We start from the raw sequence: 19808 nt of genomic DNA on the forward strand, positions 1-19808 counted from the left end.
GTAAAATAACAGCTCAACAAAATACAACAAAAACCTGAATCATTCGTCTCAAAAATAAAAAAGAGCACAAAAATAAAGCCGCAGGGATCAAAAAAAACACGGCGTTGTTTCTGTGTCCTTTTTTATAAAGTTCGTGGCTGTAGGTTACGAAAAAAGTTTCTGATAGGAACCGCTTGATGACATAATTGACATTATGTATCCAGGTATAAAATGCCATAAATTTTTTGAAAACCGGACTGCAGATTGTGTACAGCCCGGGCAGTCAGGAGAATCATATGGCGTCTGGTAATTATAAGAAACAAACATGGGATGAGTGGTATGGATGCGCAAAGGCTTATTATGAAGAAAAGGGGAATCTGCTTGTGCCTGGCAGATATAAGACAATGGATGGCTACAGTCTGGGACGTTGGATTGAAAGGCAGCGTGCCCGCTATAACGGACTTCATGACAATATGATCCATACCGATGAGGTGATTGCTTTAGAGAAGATTGGCATGGTATGGAAACTGGAGAACAGACTTTCATGGGAGCAATGGATATATATGGCAGAGAATTATTACCTGCAATATGGAAATCTGGAAGTACATACTGCCTTTACTGTGGATGGGTATAGGCTGGGTTACTGGGTGAGAGAGCAGAGAAAAAAGCGCAAGGCCGGAAAGCTCACAAAAAAACAGGTACAGGACCTGGAACACTGCGGCATGGTCTGGAGCTGTTATAAAAGAAATGACTGGTTTTACTGGTATACATTGGCAGCGGAATATTACCGGGTACATGGCAGTCTATTGGTTCCATTAAAGTATACGACAGAAAACGGTGATAAACTTGGCAAATGGATATCTGTTCAGAGAGAACGGCGAGCCGGTGTGAAGGGAAGGAAATCTTTGGATATAGAACAGATTCAGGCATTAGACAGGATCTCTATGGTTTGGAGACTATAGTTTCCGGGCATCTGCTTTGCGGCAGAATGCCCGGTTGCTTTTTCTTTATTCGGAGACTGACTGCAGAGAGGCAAGAATGCTCTCTTTTAGTTCCTCCAGTTTTTCCATGGAATCCCCCTTAAGAGCGGATTTGATGGTAACTGCAGGTTCCAGCAGCTTCATCTGTTTCATTTCTTCCAGCAGTGCTCTCATTTGTTTGGTGCTGGTCGGTGCCCAGGTACCGTTTTCTATCAGTCCGATGGTGCGGTTCTGCAGATTCAGTGCCTTCATATCATGGAGCAGATTCAGTGCTGCCGGATAGATGCCGCCGTTGTAAGTAGGCGACGCGATCACCAGATGGCTGCAGCGGAAGGCCTCCGCGATCAATGTGGAGACATGGGTGTTGGAGATGTCATAAACGGCAAGATTTCTGACACCTGCCTCCGCCAGTCCGGCGGCCAGGATATCGGCGGCATTTTCCGTATCTCCGTACATGGATGCGTAGAATACGGCAACCGCCTTTTCCTCCGGCTGATAGCTGCTCCAGTGTGCGTATTTATCCAGAAGATATTCCAGGTTTTCTCTCCAGACAGGACCGTGGAGCGGGCAGATCATACGGATATCAAGACCTGACAGCTTCTTCAGCGCGGATGTGACCTGAACCCCGTATTTTCCCACAATATTACTGTAATACCTGCGCGCGTCAGGCAGCCAGTCTTTGTCAAAGTCCACCTCATCGCTGAACAGATGGCCGTTCAGGGCACCGAAGCTTCCGAAAGCGTCTGCGGAGAAAAGAATCTTCTCGCTCTCCTCGTAAGTTACCATGACTTCAGGCCAGTGAACCATGGGTGCAAAATAAAAACGAAGTGTGTGTGCGCCGAGAGAGATGGAATCATTTTCCTTCACCGTTATGGTCTTTCCCTCCATATCCATATCGTAAAACTGCTTTGCAAATGCCAGAGTTTTTGCATTTCCCACAATTTTCAGGTCAGGGAAACGCAGCAGCAGCTCTTCAATGTTGGCGCAGTGGTCCGGCTCCATATGGTTGATCACCAGATAATCCAGAGGACGTCCGTCCAGAACATAATAAATATTTTCCAGGAACTGATGGGAGATGGAGGCATCCACAGTGTCAATCAAAGCTGTCTTTTCATCTGTGATCAGGTAGGAGTTGTAAGAAACACCCCGCGGTATGGGAAACAGATTTTCAAAAAGTGCCAGCCTGCGGTCATTGCCGCCAACCCAGCTTATTGTGTCGTTCAGTTTTCGCGTGCAGTGCATAAGTGATTGCTCCTTTCGTAGAGAAACAGCCCGCCGCCATAGGTGTGACGGCGGCAGATAAAATATGTATTTTTTTATATGTTAGAATTTTCTAACCTATAAAAGGATATAACATTTTTATGTAAAAATCAATAGAATCAGAGATACAACTTTATTTGTACATTCATATCTCAGACAGAAGTAAAATGTGGTATACTGAAAATAGAAAATACAGGTTTTACAGACTGAGAGTATGGGAACAGAAAGGAAGGGCAGCAAAATGGAGATAATACAGAGAAACATCCTGATCATTGCAGTTATCATTTTGATCGCAGCTCTTCTATGGGCAGCTTACCAGTATATTAAATTTTACAGAACAGAACATCTGGTATGCCCAAAGTGCGGGTATTGCTGGAAGCCTCCTGTGCTAAAGATGATTTTATCCGTCAATGCAGTGGAGGGAAAGATCATCCGGTGTCCGAAATGCGGCTCCAAAGAATATATGGAGCCTGAAAAAGACGTGAAGTAAAAAGAAGGGAGATTCTCTATGGGAATGATTAGCTATGATTCGTATCTGAAACAAATATTCCTGGGAAATATACTGCTCATCGTCTGCTGTGCATTTTATCTGGCGTGGTGGATGCTGGCGTTTCGGCCGGAAAATGCCGTTAAGGGGATGAGATCAGGATGGCTGCTGATACCCGCAGCGGTGTCCGGTATCCTCTCTGTTGTCGTGATATTAAGAGGGATGGGGGTTGAAAACCGCAGCAGGGAACTGTTCTCAGACAGTATTGTGCTGTGGGGCGGAATCGCGGTTTATTTCCTGCTGACGGCAGTTACTTTATTTTTCTTTAAAAGACCTGTGACTACAGAACTGATACTGATCGTAGGCTGGGTTATGCTCACGCTGGCAGAGATCAATGCCCTGTACGCTTACCAGAGCTTCACATGGGGAATTGCGGCTGTTTTTATAGCGGTGACCGGTATCGCGGCAGTCATCAGCCTGATTTGTTATGTGCGCTATTATCATCTGGACAGCAGGGCCGGCTTTTATGACGGGATGGTGCCTCTTTTGATGGCAGCACTGGTCATGCTGGGGCTGACAGTTGTCATGGCTGTCCGCAGATAGGAGAATTTCCTGATATATCCATTTGCTTTCTGAAAAGAAGTCTGTTATACTGGTATGTAGTTAGTGATGACTAACTATACGTGGTATTTCCCGCATATATTTTTACACAAAGAGATAAAAGCAGCGGGAATGATTTGACACCATGCAGACCATAATAAAACCAGAAAACCACAACATAAAGGAGGCAATATATGTCATTGATCAACAAAGAAATCGGAGATTTTACAGTCCAGGCCTATGTGGACGGAGATTTTAAAACAGTATCCAAGGCGGATGTGCTTGGAAAGTGGAGCGTATTTTTCTTCTATCCTGCGGATTTCACGTTTGTGTGCCCCACAGAGCTGGAAGACCTGGCAAATAAATATGAAGATTTTAAAGGAATCGGATGCGAGATCTACAGTGTGTCCTGTGATTCGCATTTTGTGCATAAGGCATGGCATGACGCGTCCAAGACCATCAAGAAAATCAAGTATCCCATGCTGGCAGACCCCACAGGCGCTCTGACAAGAGATTTTGAAGTAATGATCGAAGCGGACGGTATGGCGGAGAGAGGAAGCTTCATTGTGAACCCGGAAGGCAGGATCGTGGCATATGAAGTGATCGCCGGAAATGTGGGAAGAAACGCAGATGAACTGTTCCGCCGTGTCCAGGCGTCCCAGTTTGTAGCCGAACACGGCGACCAGGTTTGCCCGGCGAAATGGCAGCCCGGAGCAGAAACCCTGAAACCGAGCCTTGACCTGGTCGGACTACTCTGATGAATGCTGTAAAAGCAGAGGAGAATCTATATGATCTGGCGGTTGTGGGCGGCGGTCCTGCCGGCCTTACTGCCGCTCTGTATATGGCACGGGCAAAGTACAGGGTTTTAGTTCTGGAAAAAGCGGAGATCGGAGGCCAGATCACCATAACCGCGGAGATTGTAAATTATCCGGGTGTTGTAAAAACAAGCGGAAAAGAGCTGACAGAGAATATGCGCCGCCAGGCTGAGAATTTCGGCGCAGAGTTCGCCGCTGCTGAAGTGCTTGCCATGGAGCTTACGGGTGATATCAAGATTCTCCGCACCACAAAAGGGGAATACAGAGCCCTCGGTGTGATCCTGGCAACCGGCGCGAATCCGCGCAAGCTGGGATTCAAAGGAGAGCGGGAGTTTCAGGGCAGAGGCGTTGCTTACTGCGCTACCTGTGACGGGGAATTTTTCTCCGGCCTTCATGTCTTTGTGATCGGCGGCGGATTTGCCGCTGTGGAGGAAGGGATTTTCCTGACCAAATATGCGAAAAAAGTTACCATAGTTGTGCGGAAAAATGAATTTTCCTGTGCCAAAATGGTTTCTGACCAGTTGGAAAACTATGGGAATATAGAAGTGCTCTTTGAGACAGAGCTTTTGGAGGTGGGCGGCCAAGATATAGTCACCTACGCCAGATTCAGAAATAACCGGACACAAAAAGAGTGGGTCCATGAAGCGGGGGACGACCCGGGCTTCGGTGTCTTTGTATTTGCCGGGTATGTGCCGAATACAGATTGGATCGGACCGGAAGTAAAAAAGGATGCCCATGGGTATCTGCTCACAGATCATGACCAGAAGACAAATCTGGACGGTGTCTACGCAGCGGGAGACGTGTGCGTTAAGAATCTGCGCCAGGTCGTGACCGCTGTGTCCGATGGGGCAGCCGCCGCTGCCTCCCTGGAAAAAGTGGTATCTGAGCTTCATGCAAAGCTGGGCATCCCGGAATTGGTTTCCGAAAGAAAAGTGCAGCAGCCGGAAAAGGCAGAGCTGTCTGGGAAGGCAGAATCATCTGTAAAGGCAGAGCTGTCTGGGAAGGCAGAATCATCTGTAAAGACAGAGCTGTCTGGGAAAGCAGAAACCGCTGCAAAGACAGAACTGCCTGGAAAAGCAGAAACCGCTGCGAAGACAGAGCTGTCCGGAAAGACAGGATCACCTGCAGCGGCAGAGAATAGCGGCGATGGATTTTTAAGCAGCCAGGTCAGAGAGCAGCTGCAGGGTGTCTTTGCAAAGTTCAGTCAGCCTGTACTTCTAAAAGCCTGGCTGAACGAGGAACCTCTGTCAGGAGAGATCACAGGATTTCTCCGGGAGCTGGAAGGAATGAGCGATAAGCTGACCTGGAAAAAGGCGGAAGCCGGGGAATCGGCAGAAGGCCGAATCCTGCCCTCCATAGAGCTGTGTTATCCGGACGGCAGAAGCAGCGGTATCCAGTTTCACGGTGTGCCGGGGGGCCATGAATTTAATTCCTTTGTCATTGCCCTTTACAATGTTGCCGGACCGGGCCAGGAGATTCAGCAGGAGATCAAAGAGCAGATTGAAAAGCTGGACCGCCCGGTCAATCTAAAGGTGCTGGTCTCCCTCTCCTGTACCATGTGCCCGGATACAGTCATGGCCGCCCAGAAAGCGGCGGCTGTATCCGAATATGTGGAAGCGGAGATGTTCGACCTGGCCCATTTCCCGAAACTCAAAGAAAAGTATAAGGTGATGAGTGTGCCCTGTATGATCCTCAATGATGAGAAGGTTTTCTTTGGAAAAAAAGGAATCGGTGATCTTGCGGCGATTCTCAGTGAGAATGGGAACTGAACCGTATGACAGAGAGCAGAAAATGCCGAGAGGACGTTTTCTGCTCTTGTTTTGGTGCACAAAAGACTATAATATTACAGAAAACCACCTGGTAATGCCTTTTAAATTAAGTTATAATATATTTATTAAGGTACACAGGAGGTTGGTATGCCTAATTTGATCAAACAAGAAAAATTTTCAGCCGGTGTTTTTCTGGACCTGCTGTCCGAGACAACGGATGACTACCTGTATATGTGGGATATTCAGCACGGGGCCTTTTACATATCGGAAAATGCATATGAAGATTTTCAGATTGACCGCAGTATAGAGGAAGATGTGGTCTCTGTATGGGGGAGCGTCATGGTGGCTGAGGATCTGAAGCTCTGGCTTGAGGACCTTAAGCTTATACAGGACGGTGCCAAGGAATATCACGATATGGAGTACAGGGTCTACAAGAAAACAGGACAGATCATATGGGTGTCGTGCAGGGGCAAGGTGAAGACCGATGAACAGAACAGGCCCCTTTTTATGATGGGCAGGATTTCCAATATCGGAAAACAGAACAAATTCGACAATGTGACAGGCCTTATGAACAGAAACCAGTTTGAACATGATATCTGCCAGATCTTAAAGTGCGGAAAGCATATGCAGGGCGTTATTGTGGTGCTGGATATTGATAACTTTAAAAATATCAATGAGAAGTACAGCTATGCTTTTGGTGACAGGGCGCTGAACCTGATCGCCACCCGTATTTCCGAACTTCTGCCTCCGGGCTGTCAGATGTACCGCCTGGACGGGGATGAGTTCGCTTTTCTGATGGAGGGCGGGACGAGGGAGGGCATCCGGGAGATTTACGAGAATATCCAGATGTTTGTGGCAAACCATTTCACAGTGGACGGGCAGACGCTGCTCATATCTATCTCTGCGGGAGCCTGTATGATTCCGGGAGACGGAAGAACCTACCAGAAATTGTTCCGGCACGCGGAAAACGCAGTGGAGATTGCGAAAATGAACGGAAAGAACCAGCTTGTGTTCTTCTCCCGGGAAATGTATGACAGGAAGCGTAAGATCATGGAGCTGCAGGAGAGCCTGCACGCCTGTGTCAATCATGGATGCAATGAATTTGAGCTGTATTACCAGCCTCAGGTTGACACAGAAGACCAGAGGGTTGTGGGGGCGGAAGCCCTGCTGCGCTGGCACTCCCCGAAGCATGGGGAGGTTTCACCTATGGAATTCATCCCTCTTCTGGAGGAGAACCACCTGATCATCCAGGTGGGAAAATGGGTCCTGGAGGAGGGCGCAAAGCAGTGCCGGGAGTGGCAGAAATATGACCCGGATTTCACCATGAGCATCAATGTGTCTTATATCCAGCTCAAAGAAAATGCGCTGCTGGAATATCTGAAAAATGAGCATGTTCCCAAAGTATCCGCAAAGAATCTGATTCTGGAGCTGACAGAGAGCTGCTGGGTGCCCAATCTGCATTTTCTGAATCAGGAGTTTAAGGATATGCATGACATGGGGTACGGAATCGCCATAGATGATTTTGGGACCGGATACTCCTCCCTGAGCCATTTGAAAGAGCTTCCGGCAAATGTTATCAAGATAGACCGCAGCTTTATCAGAGGACTGAATAAGGGCAGCTATGAATACATATTTCTGGAATACATTGTAAAACTGGCACATATCATCCACCTGAAAGTCTGTGTGGAGGGTGTGGAGACGAAGGAAGAATATGATACGGTCATGCAGGCTTCACCTGACTATATACAGGGATATCTGTTCGGAAGGCCTGTATGTGCCCGTGAATTTGAAAGCCTCTATTTTGCCGGGTCTCAGGAGGGGAGGAGGCTTTTGTGAACGAAAGCACACTGCGTTTCAGACAGGCTGCGGAGGACCTGGAAGTTCTCACCAATAACGTGCCGGGAGGTATCTTCCGGTGCCTTTATGATGAGAAGCTTACACTTCTGCAGGTAAGTGACGGATTTGTATCCATGTTCGGATATACCAGGGAGGAGATAAAGGAGTGGTTCCATGACCATTTCTGGGAGATGGTTGACGAGAGAGACCGGGTTCCCACTGCCCTTGAGGTAAAGCGCCAGATGGCTCTGGGAAAGACAAAAAATATAGAGTACCGTGTACGGCACAAAAACGGTAATATCATATGGGTACTGGACAAGGGACAGCTCATCGAGGATCCATGCGGCGGATGTCCTTCCTTTTACTGTATCATCATTGATATCACCCAGGAGAGGGAGGCCCAGGAGGAGCTGCGCCTGACTCTGGAGCGCTATGATATTATCATGAACCAGACGAATGACATTATCTTTGAGTGGGATATTGTGAAGGACCAGTTAAAATATTCCAGGGACATGGAAAAGCTTTTTAACTGGAATATTCCCAGGAATGGGGTCATGGCGCTGTTCAGGGAAAAGACACGGAGCATTCTCTGTGAGGAAGATTTTGATAAGCTGAAGAGGATTTATTTAAGTATTCTGAAGGGAGAATCCTATGTGGAGGAGGAACTGCGTATCCTGAACAGGGAACACCGGTACCAATGGTGGAAACTGCGTCTCACGGTGCAGTTTGACCAGAACAGAAGCCCCATCCGCGTAATCGGGATCATCCTGGATATCGACCAGGAGAAACAACAGTCCCAGTCCCTTCTAAACCGGGCGGAGCGGGATGCGCTGACCGGCCTGTATAACAAAATGACGGTCCAGTCCCAGATCAGGAGATATCTGGACACGATGCCTTCGGATGAGCTGTGTGCTGTGATGATTCTGGATATCGACAATTTTAAGGAGATCAATGACGGTATGGGTCATCTGTTCGGGGATGCCATACTCAGCGATGCAGCCAGAAGAATGAAGCATGTATTCCGTCATACGGATATTCTGGGGCGTATCGGCGGGGATGAATTCATTGTATTCCTGAAAGATATGCATGATCTCACCAATGTGGAAAAAGGTGCCTGGAAGATGATCCGGGAGATGTATGAGATCCAGGCCGGTCATGACGGGAAGGCGGCAGTCTCCTGCAGCATCGGTATCTCTCTGGCGCCCCGGGACGGCAGGGATTTCACCACTCTGTTCCAGAAAGCTGACCGGGCATTATATCAGGCGAAAAATGAGGGAAAGAACAGGTACTTCATATATGATGAGAATACAGCAGGAGAGTATCCAAGAAATGCAAGACCGCGCTCCGTCGTCAGCGAAACCATCGATTCCAACACCAGCGGTACCACGCAGAACACTCGTCTGGCTGAATACGTATTCCACATTCTCTACGACTCCGGCGAAATCAAAAATGCCGTGTCCTCCATATTGGAAATTGTGGGACAGCAGTATGATGTGAGCCGTGTCTATATATTTGAAAATACGGAAAATGACAGATGCTGTGCCAACACCTATGAGTGGTGCAATGAGGGAGTCGAACCACAGAAGGATAAACTGAGCTGCGTGTCCTATGAGGATAAACTGAGCGGGAATTATCTGGATAATTTTAATGAGGAGGGGATATTCTATTGTCCCGATATCCGTACACTGCCAAAATACTATTATGATATCCTGGCGTCACAGGGGATAAAATCTCTGCTTCAGTGTGCCATCCGTGACAATGGTGTAATCAAAGGATATGTGGGATTTGACGAATGCCGGCAGAATCGTTACTGGACCAGGGAGCAGATAGACGCCCTAGTGTTCATCTCTGAGATCCTGAGTATTTTTTTGATGAAGGACCGGGTAAAAGATGCGCTGAAGCAGGAATCGGAGGGACTTTTAAACCTCCTGAACAACCAGAGTGCCTGGATCTATGTCATAGACCCGGGGACACACAGACTGCTGTTCATCAACAAAAGGACAAAGGAATTTTGTGAGAATGCAGATATCGGCCTGCCGTGCTATGAGGTTTTCATGCGCCGGGACAGACCCTGTCCATCCTGTCCCATGCGGGAACTCAGTAAAACCTGTGTCAATAAGAAGCTGGAGATTTACAACCCCCGGTTTCAGATCTGGACTGCTGCGGAGGCCTGCCTGGTTGCCTGGAAGGGGGAGGAGGCCGTAATGGTGAGCTGCCATGACATCACTGCTTACAAAAATGCGGAACAGGATTAAGATTGCACAATACGCACTCTTGTGCTAAAATGAAATACATGTGAACAGAGTTACACCGTATAGGAAGCAAAGGAGTGCAGAATAAAATGAAGAGAAGAATGCAGGCACGGTTCCCGGCAGCAGCTTTGGCCGGAGTTTTTCTGCTTGGCGGATGCGGCGAAAAGAACATGCTTACAAATTATGAGGATCTGCCCGAAAATATGACGTCCATAACCTTTTTCGGGAACAAATATGAGCCTGAAAACGTTACGGTGATTGAAGAGATCATATCTGGGTTCATGGATGAGAATCCGGATATCCGTGTGTCATATGAGAGTCTGAAGGGAAGTGAATATTTTGAGGCTCTGAAAAAGAGAATGGATGCCGGCAAAGGGGATGATGTGTTTATGGTGAACCATGATGCCGTGCTGGAGCTGAAGAAGGAAGGGAAACTGGCGGATCTGTCCGCTCTGGATGCTGTGTCCGGCTATACGGATATCATGCGGAGCCAGATGGAAGATGAAGAGGGTATTTTCTGGCTGCCCACCACGGTTTCTGCCTTTGGGCTGTACTGTAATCTGACTCTTTTAAAGGACCATGAGCAGGAAGTCCCTGAAAATCTTGAGGAGTGGGAACAGGTCTGTGATGCATTTGTCAAAGAGGGTATCACACCTGTGATCGCCAACAATGACATCTCTTTAAAGACACTGGCCATCGGAGAAGGATTTTATTCTGCATACCGGGACGGCAGCCAGGCGGAGGTGTTTGGTGAACTCAATCAGGGAAAGGCCATGCTCAGCGAATATCTTTCATCCGGTTTTTCCCTGGCAGAGACGTTTCTCAAAAAAGGGTATATTGACGGGGCAAGTGCTCTGGAGACAAACAAGACATCAGACGATCTGACGGAGTTTGTCAGAGGAGAAGCCCCGTTTATGCTGACCGGAGCCTGGGCTGCCACAAGGGTGAAGAACAGAAAGCCGGAATTTGACTTTGAAGTGCATCCCTATCCGGTGCTTGAGGATGGTTCCCTTCTGGTCATCAATGCGGATACCAGGCTGAGTGTGAACGCGGACAGTGAGCATATGGAGGCCGCATTAAAATTCGTGGATTATTTTACAAGGCCGGACAATATCCAGAAATTCGCGGACCAGCAATCCTCCTTCAGTCCTCTGAAAGAGGGAAGCCCCTCATCTGTCCAGGAAATCCAGCCCCTGATCCCCTGTTACCAGTCGGGAAGGACGGTATTGGGAACAGACGGTATGCTGGAACTTCCCATATGGGAGTGGACGAAAGAGGTTTCAGTCAAACTGCTTTCAGGGGAGACGCTTTCTGAGACCATGGAGTGGCTGGATGAACAGAACAGAGAGGAAAGGGGATTGCAGTGAAGCAGAAGAATGAAACTTCCGGCATCAGAAAAAAGACAGCACTGGCTGCATTCGTTGTGGGCGCGGCCCTTTTGCTCCTTACCTTTCTCTTTGTGCAGGGGGTCAAAAAGCAGCTCTGGGAACAGTCCATCAACACGATCATGGAGAGTACACAGCAGGGATGCGGCACACTGAAAGTTCAGCTGGAGAAAAATTATGAGTCCATGGACACCATAGCCGGTTACCTGAAAGAATACAAAAGGGAGCAGACAAAAGAACTGGCTGAAGTTATAGGGAATTACAGTGAGATAGAAGACGGGGTACAACTGTATCTGTCTGACGGCACCTGCCTCCCTGAAGGGTCGGGGAAGGATGAGAGCGTGGAGACAGAGCTTAAGGACACGGATATGGCTTCCGGAATTCTGGACCCTCATATCAGCAGTGTTACCGGTGTCAATGTCTTTGAACTGTTTGTCCGGGTAAGCCTTCAGGATGGCACCACGGGATATCTTGTAAAGCAGTATGAGGTGGAGAGTATCATAGACAGCTTCAGTCTGTCCTTCTACAACAACGCCGGTTTTTCTTATATTGTCAATACACAGGGGGATGTGCTCATACGATCTCCTCACCCGAACAGCAACAAGACCGTGCAGAATCTGTTTGACATGCTCCCCGTGTCCAAAAATGAGGAGGACAGTATTGCCAAGTTCAGGCAGTCTCTGGGGGAACGCCGCACCGGATGGGCGGTATTTTACTATCAGGGGGAGGACACGGTTTTCAGCTATACACCTCTGAAACTGAATACAGACTGGTATCTGATCTCCATTATACCAAAGCATGTGGTGGACGCCCAGACCAATGTTATCCTGATGCGCTCCATGGTGCTGATCATAAGCATACTGGCCGGGATTTTCCTTTTGGTGGCATTTTATCTGCGGCATCTGAACAAGGCAAACAAAAGGCTGAGAAGCCAGGCCAATTACATCGGACATCTGTACAATGCCATTCCCGAGGGTGTTGCGCTTATGACCGTGGAGAAGCCCTATCACCTGATGTCCCTTAACCGGGAAGGGCTGCGGCTTTTGGCTTACCCTGACAATGCGCCCAATAATGCACCGAAAGGTATCAGCCTTCGGGAGATCATCCATCCGGATGAGTATGAGCAGGTCATCATGCCCGCAGAAGAATCTGAGGGCAGAGACAACAAGCATATCTTTGAAAACAGAGTGCTGAAAAAGGACGGCAGCTACTTCTGGGCCGGTGGAATCGTGGAGAGAACCCTGGATGAAAATGAAAATCCCATTCTGATCGCAACGTTTCACGATGTAACGGATGAAAAGCTGAGGGCAGAGGCGGAGGAGAGGGAAAAACTTCAGGAACGCCTGACTCTTGTGGGTGCAATCTCCAATGCCTATCCTGTGATCATCCGGATCAATCTTACCCGGGACACGCTTGGTTTTGTGTATATAGACCCGGCGCTGAAGCTAAATATCGGAAAACAGAAAACATACAGTGAGCTTTTTGAAGATATGCTGCCCACCATACATGAGGAGAGTCTGAACGATTATATCAAGCGGTTTGCCCTTAAGAACTTAAGAGGGATACTGGAGGAGAAAAAGGAGATATTCTTAGAAGCCAGGCAGAGGCTTACGGATGAGGTCTACCACTGGACATCCACACAGATCATCCATGTGGATAATCCCTATTCGGAGGATAAGCTGGCAATCCTCATCTCCCGCCGGATCGACGAGCAGCGTCATGAGGAGGAACAGCAGCGCCAGGCACTGCAGAGCGCCCTTGACAATGCCATGGCTGCCAGCAGGGCAAAAAGTCAGTTTCTGTCCAATATGAGCCATGATATCCGGACACCTATGAACGCCATTGTTGGTATGGCCGCCATCGCTGCAGCCCATCTAAATGACAGGGACCGGGTTGCGGAGTGTCTGAAAAAAATAGGATTGTCCAGCAAGCATCTGCTCAGTCTGATCAATGACGTGCTGGATATGTCAAAGATAGAGAGCGGAAAGCTTTCTCTGAGATATGAGCCTTTTGACTTTGCTGAGCTTTTATCAGAACTGACAGAGCTTTTAAAACCCCAGGCGGATGCCGGCCGGCTGACCATGGAAGTAAGCCTTACGAAGCTGAAAAATGAGAAGGTCATAGGGGATCCCCTGCGGGTCCAGCAGGTATGTATCAATATTCTCTCCAATGCCATAAAATATACGCCTGCAGGGGGAAGTATCCATGTAACCGTGACACAGAAGGCCGGGGCCCGCAAGGGGTATCTGAATTATGTGTTCTGCTGTTCCGATACAGGAATCGGCATGAAGGAGGAGTTCATAGAACGACTTTTCCAGCCTTTTGAGCGTGCCCAGGATTCCACAAGCAGCAAGGTTACGGGAACCGGGCTTGGAATGGCGATCACAAAGAACGTGGTGGATCTCATGAATGGCAGCATCCGGGTTGAGAGTACACCGGGGAAAGGCTCCGTATTTACGGTGACACTTCCCTTAAAACTCCAGGAGGACGGGGAGGAGGAAGTACCCCGGGAATGGATTGGCGTGCGCTGCCTTATGGTGGATGACGACAGGATGATCTGTGAAAACGCGGCGGAACTTCTGGATGACATGGGACTTCGTGCTGAATTTGTCACGGACGGGCACACTGCGGTGCACTATGTGCTGCAGGCGGAGAAGTCGGCAGATCCCTATGGCCTGGTGATCGTGGATTGGAAGATGCCGGATATGGACGGCGTTGAGGTTACCCGCCGTATCCGGAAAGTCATAGGGGCAGACACACCGGTGATCGTGCTCACCGCCTATGACTGGTCTGAGATAGAGCGCGAGGCCAGAGAGGCCGGTGTCACGGCATTCCTGGCAAAACCCTTTTACCATGCAAAGCTGTGCGGCCTTCTCGGAGAACTGAGCGGGGAAAAACCGCAGCAGGAGATCAGGCGTCCCGCGCTTTCCGTGGATTACGCAGATAAGAGGATTCTGCTTGTGGAGGACAATGAGATCAACAGGGAGATTGCCCGCGAACTGATCGGGGAATCAGGAGCTGTCATAGAGGAGGCGTGTGACGGTGAGGAAGCGGTGCAGATGGTGGCTGATTCCAAGGAAGGGTATTATGACATGATACTGATGGATATCCAGATGCCGCGGATGGACGGCTATGAGGCCACAAAGGCCATACGCAGGATGAACCGTGCGGATGCCATAAAGATACCCATCATAGCCATGACAGCCAATGCCTTTGCCGAAGACGCACAGGCTGCTGCCCAGGCAGGTATGAATGCCCATTTTGCAAAGCCCATAGATATTGAGGCACTGGATAAGCTGCTGTATCAGTATCTGGGGGAGGAAGACTGAAAACCGGATGTACAGTCTGTAGGGGTGCATGCCTGTATACGCACGGTATGAAAAAAGGAGAGCCTGCTGTCCGTGGTACGGAAGAAGGGATTCTCCTTTTTTCATTGCAGCTCAAAGTTACGGTCTTTCCGGCATTTTAAAATCCGCAAGGGCGGTGTTCAGAAAACGATTGAAGGGCTGCATCTGTGTAAACACCCGGGCTGCCAGTTCTGTAAACTTCTCTCCGGAGCACAGAAGCGCGTCGCTGATTGGATATTCCAGATACCAGCTTTTGTATTTCAGGTATTGGGCCTGGGGATGTGTCTTGTCGTAACCGGCCGGTACATTTTTCAGTGAAGTGCCGAGGACGGTGAAGGATTCTGCAAAGGCGGGAGCCGTGATCACAGCCTCCCACTGGTCAGGGTGTTCTGCTATGTAATCTCTTACCATGGCAGTGGCGTCCTTGAACATGTCAGCGAACAGTCCGCCGCCTAAAAAAGACCTTCCGCCGGGTTTTATCATAAGGTAATATCCCACCGGAACCGGCAGTTTGCCCATAGGGCCTATATGGGCCCGGAAGGCAGTATTGTAAGGGGATTTGTCATGGCTGAAACGGGTATCCCTGGTAAGCCTGAACGTCAGGTCCTTCGGTTCAAGGTGCAGAATGCTGCTGTCAGTCTCGCCAAGCCGGAAAATGAGTTCCCGGATCAGTGCCTCGAACCCGGCACTTGCGGTTTTGTATTCCTCCTTGTGGGCGTGGTACCATTCACGGCTGTTATTTTGTTCCAGATGTGTGAGATAATCAAGAATACAGGTGATGTCCATCTATGCTTCCTCCCTTTCACTGTTATTGACTATGGATATCTGTGTGGATCTGAGAAAATCCCGGATGAAGCGCTTTGCATGGTCCGGCGATCTGTAAGCCTTCCAGAAGCGGAACCTGTCCGCCAGGCCGTCGATGTCCTCCATGGCATTTTTTACATCCACAAGTGTCTCCTGCGGGATTTCCTCGGAGGAGGTATATTCGGTCCTGGAGGGATTGAGGCGGTGGTTTTGAATGGCATAGCTGACCCTGTCTTTGCAGCGGCATGTTCCATGTCCGTATTCTCCGCAGTATTCTTCCAGAAAATCAGCCATTTTCCGGCGTACCCGTCTGAGCCTCTGCCGGTAAGCCTCAGGGGTGATGCCCAGAATCTCCCCCGCAATACGGCTGTCCGCTTTGAACATGGTGCCCAGGATAAAGATACAGCGGCTTTCCGTGTCAAGGCACTGCAGCATGACATTGGTACAGGACATTTTCAGTTCCTCAGCCAGCACGGCTTTTTCCATGTCCTGGGTCAGGTCGGGGATATCCCGGGCGCTGCCGTTTTCAATATCATAGCCGTAGAACTCAAAGCTTAAAGGGTGGCGGGCAAACATGCTATTTTTATAGTTTTTCAAATGATTGGACGCAATAGAAAAGACCCATGTGGTGAAGGAACTCTCTTTCCGGAAGGAGGAGAGATGGGTGATGACCTTCAGCAGTATTTCCTGGGCGGCATCCTCGGCGTCGGGAAAGCTTCCCAGCATCCTGAGGGAAAGGTTGAATACCAGGTCCTGTACGCTTAACAGAATGGTTTCCAGGGATTTCTCATCACCGGCGGTTGCTTTCTCGATCAGCAGTGGCAGTTCTTCGTTATTTTTTATGTTCATATTTTTTACCTCCTATATAGTTAGACAGGGGACGGAAGGTTTTGTGACAGGGAAAGTGAAAAAAATTATACTTCATGATCATTTACCATGATAGGGGATGCCATGAAAAAAAGCAATAAGAGGCTGTGCAGGCGCAGCGCTTGAAATGCAGAGTTTACAATGATTTGAATAAGTGTTAAGATAAAGCCAACAGGCAAAAGAGACAAACAGCAGGAGGACTGCTGTAATGAGAGGATTGGATAAATGGGAAAGAAAATAGATGCAGCTCAGACAGTAAAAGAATTCTGTAATGCCTGGTTTGCGCTGGGGGAGCCTTTAAGGGCGGCGGAATTTTTGGACAGTGACGTGCGCTTTGTGGGAGCCGGTGACAGAGAATATGCTCACGGAAAACAGGAAATGCTGGATTATATCCGCAGAGATACCGGGAAAGCAGAGCATGCTTTTTATCCGGCAGTTACTGTCATATATGAGCAGCCCTTGAGTGATGTGCTCTTAAGCCTTTTCTGTAGGCTGGAGCTGAAAAGTGAAGTATATGCCTGGCAGATGGGAGGATATTTTACACTGGAACGTAAGGAGGAACAGTGGAAGATTCGGAATATCTGCCTCTCAGATACAGGAGGAAGCCATGAGGAACTTCTGCACATCTATAATAATATTCCGGGTGCGGTGTTCCGCTGCAGGTTTGACGAATTCTTTTCCGTCATTGAAGCGAATGACGGTCTTTTTGAGTTCCTGGGCTATACCAGGCAGGAATTTGCCGCTATGGGCAACAGGATGTCTTCTGTTATTTATCCCGATGATCTGGAAATTATGGCCGGAAAGCTGAGAGAACAGTTGAAGTACGGCAGTACCATACATAATGAAAACCGTCTGATCTGTAAGGACGGTTCTGTCAAATGGATTTCCATTAAGGCCCAGCTCATCACTGAAAAGTCAGGGGAGCAGTATTTTTACTGTGTATTTGTGGACATCACAGAGGAAAAGCAGAACCAGGAAAGGTCCAGGGAATTGTTTGAAAAGGAGATGGCTTATTTTGCAGAGCTGTCATCCTCCGAGAAAAATTTCCGCGGCCGGATGAATGTGACAAAAAACTGTGTGGAGAGTTATGTGTCGGCCCTGGATGATGCCATCACCCATGTGGGAGCCACCTTTGAGGAGACCGTGCAGAATATGGCCCAGTCTGCCGTGGACTGGCAGTACGGCGAAAAGATCAGCAGTGCCCTTGACAGAGAGAAAGTGCTGGCTGACTACAGTGCGGGAAAGGTGGATTACAAATTTGAATTTCTGAGGAGAAGAAAAGACGGAAGCGTGTTCTGGAGCAATACCAGCTTCCGCTCCTACCTGAATCCCCAGTCCGGTGATATCATTGTCTTTTTTTATACGTTTGACGTGACAGAGCAGAAGATGCAGGAACAGCTTCTGAAAAAGATAACAGATCTCGGTTTTGAACTCATCGCGGACATTGATCTGCGCCGTGACCGGTATCATCTGATCTCCTTTGATGAACGGGCATACGGAATACTTCCCAGGAACGGGTATTTTCAGGCGGAAGTAAAGGAAATGGCAGAGCAGGTGATGGAGGAGGAAGTCAGCAGATATTATCTGGAGCATTTGGAATACAGCTATATGGAGGAGCAGCTTGAGGAGAACGAATCCTACTCCTTTATTGTGGAGATGAAAAATGAAGCCGGGGAACAGCGGGTCAAGCGCTGTGAGGTCTTCTATATAGACAGGGAACTGGGGCGGGCGTGTCTGGCCAGAACAGATGTGACAGACGTGGTGCGCCAGGAGCAGCGGCAGAAGGAGGAGATGGCGGCAGCCCTGGTTGCCGCGGAGCAGGCAAATGCGGCCAAGTCGGATTTTCTCTCCCGTATGAGCCACGAGATCCGCACACCCATGAATGCCATCATCGGCATGAGCACCATTGCGGCCCAGTCCATAGGGGATGATGAGCAGGTGGCAGACTGCATTGCCAAGATCGGCATATCGTCCCGGTTCCTTCTGTCCCTGATCAATGATATTCTGGATATGAGCCGAATCGAGAGCGGCAAGATGCTGCTGAAAAATGAGAAGATACCCACAGAGGAATTTCTAAACGGGATCAACTCCATCTGCCATGCCCAGGCAGCCGCCAAGGGCGTGGATTACGAGTGTATTGTGGACCCGGTGCTGGACGACTATTACATGGGAGATGCCATGAAGCTGCAGCAGGTGCTCATCAATATCCTTTCCAATGCCATTAAATTTACCGGAGAGGGCGGAAAAGTGACCTTTTCGGCGGCCCAGATGCGCAGGACGAAAAACGATGCGGTCCTCCGCTTTGTCATCAATGACACCGGAGTGGGGATGAATGAGGAATTTATTCCCCATATATTTGAACCATTTTCCCAGGAGAGTACAGGGACGACTGCCCTTTACGGAGGGACAGGGCTTGGGCTTGCCATATCCAAAAACATTGTGGATATGATGGACGGGCGTATCATAATCCGTTCTATCAAAGGAATCGGCTCTGAATTTACAGTGGATGTGAAACTCGGAATCACAGAGGAGGAGAAACTGCATCACAACCAGAGGAAGCAGAACTACAATTTCTCCCACCTCAAAACTCTGGTTGTGGATGACGACGTGGCAGTCTGTGAGAGCGCCATGGTCACCCTGAAGGAAATGGGAATATCTGCGGAGTGGGCGGACAGCGGCTTAAAGGCAGTGAACCGGGTAAAGAACCTGTGGAATGAGGGAAAATATTTTGACATGATACTCATAGACTGGAAAATGCCGGAGATGGACGGGATTGAGACAGCCCGGCGTATCCGCAGCATTGTAGGGCCTGAGGTGACAATCATCATTATGACGGCATATGACTGGAGTTCCATTGAACATGAGGCAAAGATGGCCGGTGTGAATCTGCTCATCAGCAAGCCCATGTTCAAATCCTCCCTGATCTCTGCGTTCTCCAGGGCACTGGGGAAAAAGGAGGAGGAGAAGGAAGAGAAAAAAGAAGCGGACATGGACTATGATTTCACAGGGAAGCGTGTACTTCTGGCAGAGGACCATCCTCTGAACACAGAGATTGCGGTTATGCTGCTGGAGGGGAAGGGCTTTACTGTGGACACTGCGGAGAATGGCCTGCGTGCTCTGGAGTTGTTCAGCAAATCCGAAAAAGGGTATTATGATGCCATTTTGATGGATATCCGGATGCCCCTCATGGACGGCCTGACGACAGCTACCAATATCCGCCATCTCAGCAATACGGATGCCAGGACCATTCCGATCATTGCCATGACAGCCAATGCCTTTGACGATGATATTGAGAAGAGCAAGGCTGCCGGCATGAATGCCCATCTGGCAAAACCCATAGACCCGGCAAGGCTTTTTCAGACCTTGTATGACTTTATCTTCAGAAAGGAAGAATAGGGGGCACATATTTTTGGAAATCTGCCCGGCC

13 protein-coding genes are annotated in these 19808 nt (G+C 48.9%); 10 read left to right on the forward strand and 3 right to left on the reverse strand.

From position 1 onward, the window contains the following. Nucleotides 1–275: 275 nt before the first annotated feature. Nucleotides 276–941, forward strand: coding sequence for a helicase associated domain-containing protein (locus tag WMO65_RS02300; RefSeq protein ID WP_148391492.1), 666 nt, complete (start codon nt 276–278; stop codon nt 939–941). Between the two features lie 45 nt (nt 942–986). Here WMO65_RS02300 and WMO65_RS02305 read toward each other — a convergent pair whose 3' ends face one another. Then, entirely contained in the window at nt 987–2201 is a 1215-nt protein-coding gene (locus WMO65_RS02305) for an FprA family A-type flavoprotein (RefSeq protein WP_033140363.1), read from the reverse strand. Nucleotides 2202–2460: 259 nt separating this feature from the next. Here WMO65_RS02305 and WMO65_RS02310 point away from each other — a divergent pair, with 259 nt between their 5' ends. From WMO65_RS02310 to WMO65_RS02345, 8 genes are all read left to right on the forward strand, one after another. Further along, nucleotides 2461–2709, forward strand: a complete 249-nt coding sequence (locus WMO65_RS02310; RefSeq protein ID WP_148391491.1) for a hypothetical protein — start codon at nt 2461–2463, stop codon at nt 2707–2709. A gap of 18 nt (nt 2710–2727) precedes the next feature. Next, nucleotides 2728–3309: a hypothetical protein gene (locus WMO65_RS02315; protein WP_148391490.1), complete on the forward strand. Its 582-nt coding sequence runs from the start codon at nt 2728–2730 to the stop codon at nt 3307–3309. 191 nt (nt 3310–3500) lie between these two features. Then, nucleotides 3501–4064 carry an alkyl hydroperoxide reductase subunit C gene (ahpC, locus tag WMO65_RS02320; protein WP_148391489.1) on the forward strand — a complete coding sequence of 188 codons (564 nt, stop codon included), beginning with the start codon at nt 3501–3503 and terminating at the stop codon, nt 4062–4064. Next, entirely contained in the window at nt 4064–5890 is a 1827-nt protein-coding gene (locus WMO65_RS02325) for an FAD-dependent oxidoreductase (protein WP_148391488.1), read from the forward strand. Before ahpC ends, WMO65_RS02325 begins: the two co-directional genes overlap by 1 nt. Nucleotides 5891–6037: 147 nt before the next feature. After that, nucleotides 6038–7726 carry a bifunctional diguanylate cyclase/phosphodiesterase gene (locus WMO65_RS02330; RefSeq protein WP_033140358.1) on the forward strand — a complete coding sequence of 563 codons (1689 nt, stop codon included), beginning with the start codon at nt 6038–6040 and terminating at the stop codon, nt 7724–7726. Continuing rightward, nucleotides 7723–9981 (forward strand): diguanylate cyclase domain-containing protein, encoded by a 2259-nt coding sequence (locus WMO65_RS02335; RefSeq protein WP_148391487.1) that lies wholly within the window; start codon nt 7723–7725, stop codon nt 9979–9981. Before WMO65_RS02330 ends, WMO65_RS02335 begins: the two co-directional genes overlap by 4 nt. 86 nt (nt 9982–10067) lie before the next feature. After that, on the forward strand, nt 10068–11345 hold the full coding sequence (locus tag WMO65_RS02340; protein WP_148391486.1) for an ABC transporter substrate-binding protein: 1278 nt from the start codon (nt 10068–10070) through the stop codon (nt 11343–11345). Further along, the gene (locus WMO65_RS02345) at nt 11342–14692 is read left to right on the forward strand and encodes a response regulator (protein ID WP_148391485.1); all 3351 of its coding nucleotides are present in this window, start codon (nt 11342–11344) and stop codon (nt 14690–14692) included. Before WMO65_RS02340 ends, WMO65_RS02345 begins: the two co-directional genes overlap by 4 nt. A 117-nt stretch (nt 14693–14809) precedes the next feature. Here WMO65_RS02345 and WMO65_RS02350 read toward each other — a convergent pair whose 3' ends face one another. Both WMO65_RS02350 and WMO65_RS02355 read right to left on the reverse strand, forming a co-directional pair. Continuing rightward, nucleotides 14810–15496 carry a DUF2461 domain-containing protein gene (locus tag WMO65_RS02350; protein ID WP_148391484.1) on the reverse strand — a complete coding sequence of 229 codons (687 nt, stop codon included), beginning with the start codon at nt 15494–15496 and terminating at the stop codon, nt 14810–14812. Continuing rightward, nucleotides 15497–16363 carry an RNA polymerase sigma factor gene (locus tag WMO65_RS02355; protein ID WP_148391483.1) on the reverse strand — a complete coding sequence of 289 codons (867 nt, stop codon included), beginning with the start codon at nt 16361–16363 and terminating at the stop codon, nt 15497–15499. A gap of 243 nt (nt 16364–16606) precedes the next feature. On the opposite strand from WMO65_RS02355, the gene WMO65_RS02360 reads away from it, so the two are divergent. Further along, on the forward strand, nt 16607–19777 hold the full coding sequence (locus tag WMO65_RS02360; RefSeq protein ID WP_148391482.1) for a response regulator: 3171 nt from the start codon (nt 16607–16609) through the stop codon (nt 19775–19777). Nucleotides 19778–19808: the final 31 nt, after the last annotated feature.

This window comes from Blautia caccae (assembly GCF_040095955.1).
Lineage (GTDB): Bacteria > Bacillota > Clostridia > Lachnospirales > Lachnospiraceae > Blautia > Blautia celeris.

Excerpts from the sequence above, each read along its gene's own strand:
- WMO65_RS02300 (WP_148391492.1), top strand. The coding sequence starts at position 276 with ATGGCGTCTGGTAATTATAAGAAACAAACATGGGATGAGTGGTATGGA.
- WMO65_RS02305 (WP_033140363.1), bottom strand. The coding sequence starts at position 2,201 with ATGCACTGCACGCGAAAACTGAACGACACAATAAGCTGGGTTGGCGGC.
- WMO65_RS02310 (WP_148391491.1), top strand. The coding sequence starts at position 2,461 with ATGGAGATAATACAGAGAAACATCCTGATCATTGCAGTTATCATTTTG.
- WMO65_RS02315 (WP_148391490.1), top strand. The coding sequence starts at position 2,728 with ATGGGAATGATTAGCTATGATTCGTATCTGAAACAAATATTCCTGGGA.
- ahpC (WP_148391489.1), top strand. The coding sequence starts at position 3,501 with ATGTCATTGATCAACAAAGAAATCGGAGATTTTACAGTCCAGGCCTAT.
- WMO65_RS02325 (WP_148391488.1), top strand. The coding sequence starts at position 4,064 with ATGAATGCTGTAAAAGCAGAGGAGAATCTATATGATCTGGCGGTTGTG.
- WMO65_RS02330 (WP_033140358.1), top strand. The coding sequence starts at position 6,038 with ATGCCTAATTTGATCAAACAAGAAAAATTTTCAGCCGGTGTTTTTCTG.
- WMO65_RS02340 (WP_148391486.1), top strand. The coding sequence starts at position 10,068 with ATGAAGAGAAGAATGCAGGCACGGTTCCCGGCAGCAGCTTTGGCCGGA.
- WMO65_RS02350 (WP_148391484.1), bottom strand. The coding sequence starts at position 15,496 with ATGGACATCACCTGTATTCTTGATTATCTCACACATCTGGAACAAAAT.
- WMO65_RS02355 (WP_148391483.1), bottom strand. The coding sequence starts at position 16,363 with ATGAACATAAAAAATAACGAAGAACTGCCACTGCTGATCGAGAAAGCA.
- WMO65_RS02360 (WP_148391482.1), top strand. The coding sequence starts at position 16,607 with ATGGGAAAGAAAATAGATGCAGCTCAGACAGTAAAAGAATTCTGTAAT.